Source organism: Enterobacter sp. 342 (genome assembly GCF_036663495.1).
Classification (GTDB): Bacteria; Pseudomonadota; Gammaproteobacteria; order Enterobacterales; family Enterobacteriaceae; genus Enterobacter.
This window is the reverse complement of record NZ_JAWUEI010000007.1, coordinates 144,865-156,941: the sequence shown is the minus strand read 5'-3', so window position 1 is coordinate 156,941 and position 12,077 is coordinate 144,865. Positions and strand designations below refer to the sequence as shown.

The following is a 12,077-nucleotide window of genomic DNA, read 5'->3' as shown; positions in this document are numbered from 1 at the left end:
ACGTTATTATTGTAACAAAACATCATTTCACCAACTCTGACATCTATTAAACGCTTAAACTGGCAATACGATTACACGCCGATATTACGCAGTTTCTCCCCCGCCATCAGCTTGCGTTCAATATGCTCCAGCGTCACCCCTTTAGTTTCTGGAATTAACCAGAATGTGACCCCAATAAATGCTACGTTCAATACGGTGTAGAGCCAGAATGTTCCCGCCGCGCCAATTGCGTCCAGCAACGTCAGGAATGTCGCACCAATGATCATATTCGACACCCAGTTGGTGGTCGTGGAACAGGTGATGCCAAAGTCACGACATTTGAGCGGCTGAATTTCGGAGCACAAGATCCACACCACAGGCGCGGCGCTCATCGCATACCCGGCAATACACATCATGGTCATACCGACGGAGAGCCAGGAAAGACCACTTGAGGCCGTGCCGTTATCAAACTGCATCAGGCAGTATCCGAGGATCAATGTACCGAGCGCCATCACGCTGAAGCCAATTTTGAGTGCCGGTTTACGTCCGGCTTTATCCACGGTGAACACCGCAATAAAAGTGGCGAACATAAAGGTAAGACCCACCACCAGGGTGGCCATCATCTGCTGTTCTGTGGTAGTGAACCCCGCCATTTTGAATATGCGTGGCGCGTAGTACATGATGATATTCATCCCGGTGAACTGCTGCATTGCCTGCAGTAACATGCCGAGGAACACCGCACGGCGTACGTTGCGGTTGATCTTAAATAACGCCCAGCCTCCCTGCTTCAACTTCAGACTTTCGCGGATCTCGTTCAGCTCTTCCCGTGCTTTTTCCGAAGTATCACGCAACATGCGCAGCACCTCTTCGGCCTCCACATGACGCCCTTTTTGCGCCAGCCAACGCGGGCTATTCGGCAAGAAAATCACCAGTACAATCAGCACCAGTGCTGGTAAAGCCAGCACGCCGAGCATCGCGCGCCAGTTGCCGCTGTAGCTGAAGTAGGTATCAGACAGGAACGCCAAAACAATACCCAGCGTCACCATCAACTGATACATACTGATCATCTTGCCACGTACGTTCTCACTCGCCATTTCGGAGAGATAGAGCGGCGCCGTATACGAAGCAATCCCGACCGCCACACCGAGCAACACACGGGAAAGCAGCAATACTTCAACGTTCGTGGCAAACGCGGAACCAATGGAGCCGGCAACAAACAGAATCGCCCCGACCATCAGGCTGTATTTGCGTCCAAGGCGGAACGAGAGCCAGCCATTAAACAGCGCACCGATGGCGGCACCGAGCATCATGCTGCTCACCACCCACTCCTGCAGACGGCTACTCAGCGTGAAGTGATCGGTAATAAACGGTAATGCACCGGCAATCACGCCGATATCCAGTCCAAATAACAAGCCCGCTACCGCGGCCGCAATAGAGACAAACTGGTTCATGCGGCGGGTATCGCGTAACGCAGCGGGCATAAGGGTTGAGTCATTTATAGAGGTCATAGTTTCCTGCCTGAACAGCGAAATTCGTTAAGTGAAATTACGAGATAGCGAAAAAAAGTGTCAGGCGGGAAAAGGTGAAGATATGGACTATTTCGCTGCGACATAGTGATCTGTGATGGACATTACAATTTCAACCAATGCTGAATAATCACATTCTTTTATTAACTCTTTAATTTCTAAAAATTAAAAGTGTGACGCGAGTCATTCATGCCTTTTCAGTATGGATTTTTCGTGTTTTCCAATATGGACATTGACAATTTTTGGGCAAAAAAAACCTCCACCTAAAAGCAGAGGTATTTGCCTGAAGCGGGTTTATCGTGCCAGCCAACCGCCATCAACCGCCACGGTGTAGCCATTGATATAGTCCGAGGCCGGTGATGCCAGAAATACAACCGGCCCCATCAGATCACCCGGCAGCCCCCAACGGCCAGCCGGAATACGTTCAAGGATTTCCGCGCTACGCTGTTCATCCGCACGCAACTGCTGCGTGTTGTTGGTCGCCATGTAACCCGGGGCAATCGCATTGACGTTGATATTATGTTTCGCCCATTCGTTCGCCAGCAGGCGCGTTACACCCATCACGGCGCTCTTTGAAGCGGTGTATGACGGCACGCGGATACCGCCCTGGAAAGAGAGCATCGAGGCAATATTAATGATCTTGCCGCCTTTCCCTTGCGCAATGAAGTGCTTCGCCGCAGCCTGGGACATAAAAAACACGCTCTTGATGTTCAGATCCATCACGTCGTCCCAGTCGCGTTCCGTGAAATTAATCGCATCTTCACGGCGAATCAGTCCGGCATTGTTCACCAGAATGTCGATATGCCCGAATTCCGCGACAGCACGTTCCAGCAGTTCAGGAATGGCGTCGATTTTACGCAGATCGGCAGTCAGGCTCAGGAAACGGCGGCCCAGCGTCGTCACGCGTTCAATGGTTTCAGTCGGTTCAACGATATTAATCCCCACGATATCGCAGCCCGCCTCCGCCAGACCTAACGCCATCCCCTGACCCAGCCCGGTGTCACACCCGGAAACCACAGCCACTTTCCCCTGCAGAGAGAATGCATCCAGAATCATGTTTATTCCTTACTCTTTCAACGCCTGTCACTCACAGGCAGGTTTATGCTTCACTGCCCGCGACTAGCGCAGATCGTTAATCGCGACATGGTCCATATCATCAAAGACCTGATTTTCACCGACCATTCCCCAGATAAAGGTATAGGCCTTTGTCCCGACACCAGAATGGATAGACCAGCTCGGTGAAATCACGGCCTGCTCGTTGTGCATGACGATATGACGTGTTTCCTGAGGTTTCCCCATCATGTGGAATACGCAGGCGTCTTCGTCCATGTTGAAATAGAAATAGACTTCCATGCGGCGCTCGTGGGTATGGCACGGCATGGTGTTCCACAGGTTGCCCGGCGCGAGTTCGGTCAGCCCCATGCTGAGCTGACAGGTCTCCAGTACATCCGGCACGAAGTATTTATTGATGGTGCGGCGGTTGCTGGTGAGGTTATCGCCAAGCGTTACAGGGGCTACGTCTGCCGGGGTGACTTTTTTGGTTGGGTAGGTAAAGTGAGCCGGGGCGCAGTTGTAGTAAAACTTCGCGGGCTTGTTGCCGTCTATGCTGGCAAAGACCACTTCTTTCGCACCTTTGCCAACATATAATGCCTCACGATGACCAATCTCGTGGCACTGTCCGTCTACGGTGATCGTGCCGGGCCCACCGATGTTAATAACCCCCAGCTCGCGGCGTTCCAGAAAATAGCTTACGCCCAGCTGTTTACCCACTTCGCCACCCACGGAGACGGTTTTCGTGACTGGCATAATCCCGCCCACAATAATGCGGTCGATGTGACTGTAGACCATGGTGTACTTGTCGGCCTCGAACACCTGTTCGACTAAAAACTCATTACGCAGCCCTTGAGTATCCAGCGTTTTGGCGTGCGCACTGTGGATGCTTTGTCTGATGTCCACGATAACCTCCAGATGTGGTCATGCCCGAAGGCAAAAGATAAACGAAACAGCGTTCCGTTTTTGTAATGAACACATACTATCGGCATAAAGTGGGCTTTTCAATTATATTTAAAACAACGTTTCATTTTTATTTTTGTTTGTATCGGAAATGACACCTGGATCACGATAAATGGAGATTGAGAAAAAACAGCACCATAAAAAAACCTCCCGCAGGAGGTTTCTTGCAATGAGAAAAGGTTAGCGTTCGATGGCCAGCGCCACCCCCTGCCCGCCACCGATACAGAGTGTGGCAATGCCTTTACGGGCGTTCCGCTTTTTCATTTCGTGGACCAGCGATACCAGGATCCGGCAGCCAGACGCACCAATAGGATGTCCCAGCGCGATCGCCCCGCCGTTGACGTTTACCCGCAGTGGATCCCACTCCAGCATTTTGCCGACCGAGATCGCCTGCGCGGCAAAGGCTTCGTTTACCTCTATCAGATCCACATCTGAGAGCTGCCACCCAGCACGACCAAGACAGCGACGGGTGGCATAAACCGGCGCGATCCCCATTAACGCAGGATCAACACCCACGCTGGCAAACGCCTTGATGCGGGCTAATACAGGGAGATTCAGCTCAAGGGCTTTGCTTTCGCTCATCATCATGACGGCCGCTGCACCATCATTAATGGAGGAAGCATTTCCCGCCGTAACCGACCCTTGCATTTCAAAAGCAGGGTTAAGCCTTGCCAGGCCTTCAGCGCTGGCGTCGGTACGCGGCTGCTCATCGGTATCCACGACGATAACCTCGCCGTTTTGACGCTGCGTACTGACCGGGACAATTTCATCGCGAAAACGGCCGGAATCAATCGCCGCGCGCGCCTTTTGCTGTGAGCTTAGCGCATAAGCATCCTGCAGCTCACGGCTGATGCCGTACTCTCGCGCCAGGTTTTCCGCCGTCACACCCATATGATAATCATTGAATGCATCCCACAGCCCGTCATGCACCAGGCTATCAAGCAACTGGCTATTGCCCAACTGTGCGCCGGTACGGCTGTCGGTCAATACGTGTGGGGCGCGGCTCATGTTCTCTTGTCCGCCCGCAATGACCACATCCGCTTCACCGCACTGAATGGCTTGCGTTGCAAGATGTAGCGCTTTTAAGCCTGATCCACAGACGTCGTTAATGGTGATTGCGGAGACGGTATTGGGCAACCCGCCTTTCAGCGCCGCCTGCCGCGCAGGGTTTTGCCCGGCTCCGGCAGTCAGAACTTGTCCCAGGATCACCTCATCAATTTCATGGGCTGCGATCCCGCTACGTTCCACCAGCGCTTTTACTACCACGCTACCCAGGTCAACCGCCGAGTGACGCGCAAGCGCTCCCTGAAAACAGCCGATAGCTGTACGCAACGCACCCACTATTACGACATCTTTCATCACGACCTCTGTGTTAAATGACATGACGATAGTAGAGGATTGTTACTGGCAATTATCTTAATTGTTTAAAAATAGTGAGTTTAATCACAAGGATCAGCGTGCATCCTGCAGATACTGCCGCAGCCAGCTTCCGGCAATACCTGGTGGGGATCGTTTATTCCATAGCAGATCGATCCCTGTCGCTCGTGGCCAGCCGGGGACATTTAACTGTACCAACGATTTCGCGGCGGCAAATTCTTCCACCAGTGCGCACGGCAACACGCACCAGCCAAATCCCTGTACTGCCATACTCAAGAGTAACAGGTAATTCGGGGCTGACCAGACGGGCCCGCGCGCGAGCGTCGCCTCGCGCTCAAGATAGGTGCTGAGCCGCAACTCCCGCCAGCCGTGCAGTTCGTCAGCCTGAATTTCAGGTTGGCCGGCCAGAGGATGCGTGGTCGCAACATATATTGCCATGCGGGTTTGCATCGGCAGCCGGGTGACGCCGATATCCGTAGGGTAACTGTCCCGCGCTTCCGTCAGTCCAACCTGTGCGCGTTCCTTTTGCAGCAGATCGATGACGTCCTCTTCTTCGCCAATCAGGCATTCGAATTCCGTATGAGGAAAGCGCCGGTCAAACTGGTTCATGAGATCTTCCAGCACATCCGGATTGAGGGTATCGGAAAGGACAAATGTCAGACGCGCCTCCGTTTGTGCCGTTAATGATACTGCCAGCTCATCAAGCCGCGTGCTGGCGGCGAGGATAGCCTGCACATAGCCCAGCACCTGCTCCCCTTGAGCCGTCAACACCGGCTGGCGCGCCGAGCGGTCAAAAAGCTCGAAACCCAGATCGGCTTCAAGATTGGCAATGGACGTGCTGATCGTCGACTGGCTTTTACGCAACCGGCGTGCGGCAGCAGAAAAAGAACCTGCCGCGACGGTTTCAACAAACGCAGTAAGGGCTTCGGGGGAATAGCGCATGATCTATCTACTTTTACGATGGATACCATCTTTAATATATCAGCTTTAACGATAAAAATAGGCCCCATCAACGCCCATACTGGCGAATTAACGAGGTCTATGACTATGCAACACCAGGATGCACTCCAACGTAAACTGCCGGAGCGGATCTTTCATGCTATCTGTTTCGAAGGGATTGCCACGGCGATCCTCGCCCCTACGGCGGCGTGGCTCATGCAGCGTTCCGTGGTTGAGATGGGCGGGTTAGCCATTATTCTGGCCACCACCGCCATGCTGTGGAACATTATTTATAACTTCGGCTTCGATCGTTTCTGGCCAGTTCAGCGCGTCAAACGTACGGCAAAAGTCCGTGCGCTGCATGCCCTGGGGTTCGAATGCGGGTTCATCGTGATCGGCCTGACGATTGTCGCCGCTGTGCTGGGCGTCACGCTGCTAGAGGCATTCACGCTGGAAATAGGTTTCTTCCTGTTCTTCCTGCCTTACTCCATGTTCTACAACTGGGCATATGACACGTTACGTGAAAAATTCCTTAAGCGTCGTCAGCAACGACGCGCCCTGGCAGGCTAACTCCCCCTGGCCGGACAACTGGTCCGGCCAAACTCCGTCGAAGCAACTGCGCTCTCCACGCATAACTATGGTAAATTGCACTCCATTCCGATGGTTTGATAGTTGATACGTTGCTCTAATGTCGAAAATTTGGTCAAAAGATGAGACTCTCTGGAGTTTCGCTCTCTACGGCACGGCCGTGGGCGCAGGAACGCTGTTCTTGCCTATTCAGCTGGGCTCCGCAGGCGCTATCGTCCTGTTTATTACCGCCCTTGTGGCTTATCCGTTAACCTACTGGCCGCACAGAGCGCTGGCACAATTTATCCTGTCATCGAAAACAAAAGGCAATGAAGGGATCACCGGCGCCGTATCGCACTATTACGGCAGGAAGATTGGCAATCTGATCACCACGCTCTATTTCATCGCCTTCTTTGTGGTGGTGCAGATTTATGCGGTGGCCATCACTAACTCGCTCACGGAGCAACTGGCAAAACACCTGACGGTGGATACCGCCGTTCGCGTACTGGTCAGCCTGGGGGTGGTGCTGGTTCTTAATCTGATATTCCTGATGGGACGACATATCACGATAAAAGTGATGGGCTTCCTGGTGTTTCCGCTGATTGCCTATTTCCTGTTTGTCTCGCTCTATCTGACCGGAAGCTGGCAGCCGTCGCTGCTGACCAGCCAAATGACCGTCGATCGTCATACCCTGCATCAGGTATGGATTTCGATTCCGGTGATGGTTTTTGCTTTCAGCCATACTCCGATTATCTCAACGTTTGCCGTTGACCGTCGTGAGAAGTTTGCTGACGGCGCTATGGATAAATGCAAGAAAATCATGAAGGTGGCGTACCTCATTATCTGCCTGAGCGTGCTGTTCTTTGTCTTCAGCTGCCTGCTCTCTATTCCACCGTCGTATATTGTGACCGCCAAAGAGCAAGGGGTTACGATCCTGTCCGCGCTGTCGATGATGCCTTCCTCTCCGGCGTGGCTGGGTATTTCCGGGATTATCGTGGCAATTATTGCGATGTCGAAATCGTTCCTCGGCACCTATTTTGGCGTGATTGAAGGGGCGACGGAGATCGTGAAGTCGTCGCTGAATCAGGTGGGCGTGAAAAAGAGCCGCGCCTTTAACCGCGCGATTTCCATTATGGGGGTGTCGTTAATCACCTTTGCAGTCTGCTGCATTAACCCGAATGCCATTTCGATGATTTATGCCATCAGCGGTCCGCTTATCGCCATGATCCTGTTTATCATGCCGACGCTGTCGACGTATCTGATCCCGTCCCTGAAACAGTACCGTTCCATTGGCAACCTGCTGACGCTGATCGTCGGTGTGCTGTGCGTGTCGGTGATGTTTGTCGGCTAATCCCTTTCGTGCCCGGCGTTTTGCCGGGCATGCCATTCAGTCTCGTCCCGTCGTCTCCAGCGGAAAAGGTCTGTCCTGAACGACCGTTTTCATTACCAGCGTCGAGCGAAGATGCTGCACGCCAGGCATCGCTGAGAGTTTCTCGTCATAGAGTTTTTGAAATGCCGACAGGTCACGCGTTACGACGTGCATCAGATAATCGGGATCGCCAAACAAACGCTGTGCCAGCACGATTTGCGGTATCTCTTCCACCGCATCTTCAAAGGCGCTAACCGCTTTTCTGTCACCCTCTTTAAGCGTCGCAAAGACTATCGCCAGGAAATTAAATCCCATTTTGGCGGGATCGAGGCTGGCGCGGTATCCCGTTATGGCCCCGCTTTGCTCCAGCGCCCGCACGCGACGATGGCACGGCGAGAGGCTCAAATTCACCCGCTCTGCCAGCTCCGTAAGTGATAAACGACCGTCAGATTGCAGCTCAGCAAGAATTTTTCGATCAATGCTATCCATGTGGAAGATTTTCTCAGTTTTACCGTGTTATGAGCATAACATTGAAAGCCTATTTCGCAGGGTTAGCGATATTCTTTTTCTCAACGTTTGACGCACTGCGGGAGTCTTCAGGACGATGGAAATGAGTATTGTGGCCGGCTTTTGGGTGGTTTCTTTTCTGCTTATCATGACGCCGGGGGCGGACTGGGCCTATGCCATTAGTGCCGGGATTAACGGTCGACGCGTGGTCCCGGCTGTGATGGGACTGATGTCCGGTCATCTGCTGGCTACGATGATAGTGGTTGCGGGCGTGGGCGTTTTAATTGCTCAACATCCACTGGCGTTAGCCGGGTTAACCGTGGCGGGAGCCCTGTATCTCCTGTGGCTTGGCATAACGTTATTGCGTCACCCGGCTGCACCGGAAAAAGCCACCCGTCATACGGGAAACTGGACACAGTGGGCGGTGAAAGGACTCTGTATTAGCGGCCTAAACCCGAAAGTTTTTTTGCTGTTCCTGGCCCTGCTTCCGCAATTTACAGACCCAACCGGAAGTTGGTCGATAGCGATGCAGATGACTGCGCTTGGGATGATGCATCTTATCACCTGTACGCTGGTCTACCTGCTGGTGGGGTATGGCTCGAAAGCCGTGCTGGCGACCCGACCACAGGCGGCGCGTCTGGTGAGCAGGGCATCGGGAGGGTTGATGGTGCTGATAGCGATGGTATTGCTGTTTGAGCAGGTAATATAAAAAAACACCGGCCATCGCCGGTGTTATTTACGCCCGAATATCGTCATATTCCCGCGTATTATCAAACTCATGTTTAGCAAACGGACATAGCGGAATAATTTTACGGTTCTCACCGCGCATCTTCTCCACCACTTTCGCCACCAGCTGTTTGCCAACGCCCTGCCCTTTCAGGCTCGGATCAACGTCGGTGTGCTCAATAATGCTCAGGTGCTCGCCGGTCGGTACGAAGACAATCTCCGCGACCTGATTTCCGTGAGCATCGTTCACGTAAAACTTGTTATGGCCTTCCAGAATATCCATGGTTCCTCGCTTATTTTTGGCGATACTTCAACGCACCGCTCGGGCAGGTATCAATCACACGTATCACTGTTTCAACGTCCACTTCATCCGGAATGATCCACGGTTTACGTTTCAGGTTAAACAGCTTAGCGCTACCGCGTACGCAGTTACCTGAGTGTTTACAGATCCCGGTGTTGAAGTAAATATCAATTTTCTCGCCGGTATAGGCCCGGTAACCTGCATCCAGTAGTTCTTTATCCATGACATTACCTCTGTAATTATTCTGGTATGAAATGAAGCATAGCCTTACGAGATCCTGATGGCTATAACACCGAAAACGAAAATCCAGGTCACAACTCTTTTCATGCCAGATTGCGTCCCCCTATTACGCATGTCAGGCTTCGCAAATGTCTCACGTTTAAATGGCTATCGCAGGTTGAATGAAACGCAGACTCTCTTTTCAGGTAAAGCTTTTTTTAGCGCTGGTGTGCTTCTCCTGCCTGCTGTTAGTTTTGTTGGGAACGATCCTGTTTCATTTTATTGACCGCCAACTCCATCACGATCTTGGCCAGCGAGCCCGGGTTCAGGCCAGTCAGATCGCGCTGATGCCAGGTCTGGCGACAATGGTTGCAGCCAGAGATATCCCCGGTATCGCCCGGCTAATCCAGCCGCTGCGTGCCGAAAGCGATGCCAGTTATATTGTGATTGGCGATACCCGGGAGCAGCACCTCTATCATTCAGAATCCCCGGAGCGCATCAATTTACCGATGATCGGTGGGGATAATGCGGAGGTATTAAAAGGAAAAACCATTATTTCCGTGCGTCAGGGTGGAATTGGCGTGTCGCTACGCAGTAAAGCGCCCATCTTCAACGCTCAGCATCAGGTGATTGGGATTGTCTCAGTCGGCTATCTGACCTCATATATTGCCAATATTAATGCCCGCATTCTCTGGCAATCCGGGTTATACGGTATTGGCCTCCTGTTGTTGCTGTTTATTTTCTCCTGGCTGTTTACCCGCAATCTTAAAAAGCAGATGTTCCGGCTTGAGCCGAAAGATATCGCTCAACTGGTCTTGCAACAAAGAGCATTGCTGGAAGCTATGTATGAAGGAATTTTTGCCGTCAATGAAGAGAAGCAGTTGATTCTCATTAACCGCGCCGCACGAGAAATGCTGGATATTCGGCAAAGTGAGAAAGAACTTATCGGCAAACCACTGGAAGAGGTTCTGCAAACCTCTCCAGGATTCCTGTCTCAGCGCTACGCTTCAGTGAGCAGCGGCAGCCATGACCAGATTGCGGTGCTTAATCAGCGGGAGGTGATCGTTAACCGCGTGGGGATTGAGGTAGAACCGGGTGTCGAGAGTGGTTGGGTATATAGTTTTCGCGACAAAAATGACATTAACACACTCAGCAGTCAGCTCAGTCAGATCAAGCGCTATGCGGATAACCTGCGCATTATGCGCCACGAACAGCTGAACTGGACCGCCACGCTGGTGGGATTGCTGCAGATGAAACACTATGACGAGGCGATCCGTTACATCCAGTTGCAGTCAGAAGGCGCCCAAAAAGTGCTGGACTTTGTCTCGGCCCATTTTGCCTCTCCGGCACTGTGTGGGCTGCTGTTAGGGAAATATGTCAGCGCACGTGAAAAAGGCATTGAACTGCTGTTTGATCCCGCTTGCCAGCTCACCCGCATGCCGGCCGCCATCAACGAAACGGAGCTAATGTCCGTGATCGGTAATTTGCTGGATAACGCCGTGGATGCCACCCTGAAGGCCTCCGTTCACGCCCCGGTGGAGATCTACATTTCTGACCGCAACCAGGAGCTGCTGATTGAGGTGGCCGACAGGGGCTGCGGGGTGGATGATGCACTGAAACCGCATATTTTCCGCCATGGTTTCAGCAGTAAACCAGAAAGCGAGAACGACATTGTGGGTACAGAGCACGGTATTGGCCTGTTTCTGGTGGCAGGCTATATCGAGAAAGCGGGCGGCAGCATAGAGATCGCCGACAACACGCCACAAGGCACTATTTTTTCTGTGTTTATTCCGAATGGGCAACAGCATGACCCGAGCACTTGATGTTGTGATAGTTGAAGATGAACCGCACCTGGCGGAGCTGCATCGTGAGTACATAGAGCAGAATTTTCACTTACGTGTGGTGGGCATCGCCGCGTCGATTGAGCAGGCCTGTAACCTGATTCGTGAGCATCAGCCGCGGCTGATATTGCTGGATAACTATCTCCCGGACGGTAAAGGCGTGGAGTTAATCGACAACCCACTACTGAAAAGCTACGAATGCTCGGTGATCTTCATCACCGCCGCCAGCGATATGCAGACCTGCAGCCATGCCATGCGCAGCGGTGCGTTCGACTATCTGATTAAGCCCGTCTTTTTCCAGCGTCTGCATGCCTCCCTTGAGCGGTTTATGCGCTTCATCCATACCGTGCAGCAGGTGAAGGTCGTCGACCAGCATGCGCTGGATCGCCTGTTTAATCTACCTGCTGCGGAATCCTCTCTCACCCCGTCGACGAAAGGTATTGAGCCCCAAACGCTGGAACGGATGAAACAATTTTTCGCCGATAATCCCGACAGTGCGATGTCGGTGGAAGAGGTCGTGGAGAACGTCGGGATCAGCAAAACCACGGGACGTCGCTATCTTGAATACTGCGTGGAAAGTGGGTTAATCAGCGTCGAGATGCTGTATGGCAACATTGGTCATCCACGAAGGTTATACCGCAAAGCCCCCGATAAACCGTAATCCGCAACCGTTCACAGGCTAACGTTCGCGGATTTTATGGTGTTAATTGCTG

13 protein-coding genes are annotated in these 12,077 nt (G+C 52.5%); 5 read left to right on the top strand and 8 right to left on the bottom strand.

Annotated elements, in window-relative coordinates; translation table 11 throughout:
- Positions 1–71: 71 nt before the first annotated feature.
- From araE to V6E55_RS08320, 5 genes are all read right to left on the bottom strand, one after another.
- Entirely contained in the window at positions 72–1,505 is a 1,434-nt protein-coding gene (gene araE / locus V6E55_RS08340; RefSeq protein WP_286168813.1) for an arabinose-proton symporter AraE, read from the bottom strand.
- Between the two features lie 294 nt (positions 1,506–1,799).
- Entirely contained in the window at positions 1,800–2,561 is a 762-nt protein-coding gene (kduD, locus tag V6E55_RS08335) for a 2-dehydro-3-deoxy-D-gluconate 5-dehydrogenase KduD (protein WP_114978567.1), read from the bottom strand.
- Positions 2,562–2,624: 63 nt separating this feature from the next.
- Entirely contained in the window at positions 2,625–3,461 is an 837-nt protein-coding gene (kduI, locus tag V6E55_RS08330) for a 5-dehydro-4-deoxy-D-glucuronate isomerase (protein WP_316942568.1), read from the bottom strand.
- Between the two features lie 237 nt (positions 3,462–3,698).
- Positions 3,699–4,877: an acetyl-CoA C-acetyltransferase gene (locus tag V6E55_RS08325; RefSeq protein ID WP_316942567.1), complete on the bottom strand. Its 1,179-nt coding sequence runs from the start codon at positions 4,875–4,877 to the stop codon at positions 3,699–3,701.
- Between the two features lie 93 nt (positions 4,878–4,970).
- Positions 4,971–5,837: a LysR family transcriptional regulator gene (locus tag V6E55_RS08320; protein ID WP_114978564.1), complete on the bottom strand. Its 867-nt coding sequence runs from the start codon at positions 5,835–5,837 to the stop codon at positions 4,971–4,973.
- A gap of 105 nt (positions 5,838–5,942) precedes the next feature.
- On the opposite strand from V6E55_RS08320, the gene V6E55_RS08315 reads away from it, so the two are divergent.
- Positions 5,943–6,404 carry a multidrug/biocide efflux PACE transporter gene (locus V6E55_RS08315; protein ID WP_129997061.1) on the top strand — a complete coding sequence of 154 codons (462 nt, stop codon included), beginning with the start codon at positions 5,943–5,945 and terminating at the stop codon, positions 6,402–6,404.
- A gap of 118 nt (positions 6,405–6,522) precedes the next feature.
- Positions 6,523–7,752: an amino acid permease gene (locus tag V6E55_RS08310; RefSeq protein WP_129995042.1), complete on the top strand. Its 1,230-nt coding sequence runs from the start codon at positions 6,523–6,525 to the stop codon at positions 7,750–7,752.
- A gap of 36 nt (positions 7,753–7,788) precedes the next feature.
- On the opposite strand, the gene V6E55_RS08305 is transcribed toward V6E55_RS08310, so the two are convergent.
- Positions 7,789–8,259, bottom strand: a complete 471-nt coding sequence (locus V6E55_RS08305; RefSeq protein WP_114978561.1) for an Lrp/AsnC family transcriptional regulator — start codon at positions 8,257–8,259, stop codon at positions 7,789–7,791.
- Between the two features lie 115 nt (positions 8,260–8,374).
- Between V6E55_RS08305 and V6E55_RS08300 the strand changes: the two genes are divergently transcribed.
- Positions 8,375–8,986, top strand: coding sequence for a LysE family translocator (locus tag V6E55_RS08300; protein ID WP_316942566.1), 612 nt, complete (start codon positions 8,375–8,377; stop codon positions 8,984–8,986).
- Positions 8,987–9,013: 27 nt separating this feature from the next.
- Here V6E55_RS08300 and V6E55_RS08295 read toward each other — a convergent pair whose 3' ends face one another.
- A complete protein-coding gene (locus V6E55_RS08295) occupies positions 9,014–9,286 on the bottom strand; it encodes a GNAT family N-acetyltransferase (RefSeq protein WP_028016938.1) in 273 nt (90 codons plus the stop codon).
- 10 nt (positions 9,287–9,296) lie between these two features.
- Positions 9,297–9,527, bottom strand: a complete 231-nt coding sequence (gene yjdI / locus V6E55_RS08290) for a 4Fe-4S mono-cluster protein YjdI (protein ID WP_316942565.1) — start codon at positions 9,525–9,527, stop codon at positions 9,297–9,299.
- Positions 9,528–9,705: 178 nt separating this feature from the next.
- On the opposite strand from yjdI, the gene V6E55_RS08285 reads away from it, so the two are divergent.
- Together V6E55_RS08285 and V6E55_RS08280 are read left to right on the top strand one after the other, a co-directional pair.
- Entirely contained in the window at positions 9,706–11,346 is a 1,641-nt protein-coding gene (locus V6E55_RS08285) for an ATP-binding protein (protein ID WP_114979951.1), read from the top strand.
- A complete protein-coding gene (locus V6E55_RS08280; RefSeq protein ID WP_129995039.1) occupies positions 11,330–12,025 on the top strand; it encodes a response regulator in 696 nt (231 codons plus the stop codon). The genes V6E55_RS08285 and V6E55_RS08280 overlap by 17 nt, the downstream gene beginning before the upstream one ends.
- Positions 12,026–12,077: the final 52 nt, after the last annotated feature.

Coding starts and splice junctions, on each gene's coding strand:
- V6E55_RS08315 (WP_129997061.1), top strand. CDS start 5,943: ATGCAACACCAGGATGCACTCCAACGTAAACTGCCGGAGCGGATCTTT.
- V6E55_RS08295 (WP_028016938.1), bottom strand. CDS start 9,286: ATGGATATTCTGGAAGGCCATAACAAGTTTTACGTGAACGATGCTCAC.
- V6E55_RS08310 (WP_129995042.1), top strand. CDS start 6,523: ATGTCGAAAATTTGGTCAAAAGATGAGACTCTCTGGAGTTTCGCTCTC.
- V6E55_RS08320 (WP_114978564.1), bottom strand. CDS start 5,837: ATGCGCTATTCCCCCGAAGCCCTTACTGCGTTTGTTGAAACCGTCGCG.
- V6E55_RS08325 (WP_316942567.1), bottom strand. CDS start 4,877: ATGAAAGATGTCGTAATAGTGGGTGCGTTGCGTACAGCTATCGGCTGT.
- V6E55_RS08300 (WP_316942566.1), top strand. CDS start 8,375: ATGGAAATGAGTATTGTGGCCGGCTTTTGGGTGGTTTCTTTTCTGCTT.
- yjdI (WP_316942565.1), bottom strand. CDS start 9,527: ATGGATAAAGAACTACTGGATGCAGGTTACCGGGCCTATACCGGCGAG.
- V6E55_RS08305 (WP_114978561.1), bottom strand. CDS start 8,259: ATGGATAGCATTGATCGAAAAATTCTTGCTGAGCTGCAATCTGACGGT.
- kduD (WP_114978567.1), bottom strand. CDS start 2,561: ATGATTCTGGATGCATTCTCTCTGCAGGGGAAAGTGGCTGTGGTTTCC.
- V6E55_RS08280 (WP_129995039.1), top strand. CDS start 11,330: ATGACCCGAGCACTTGATGTTGTGATAGTTGAAGATGAACCGCACCTG.
- V6E55_RS08285 (WP_114979951.1), top strand. CDS start 9,706: ATGAAACGCAGACTCTCTTTTCAGGTAAAGCTTTTTTTAGCGCTGGTG.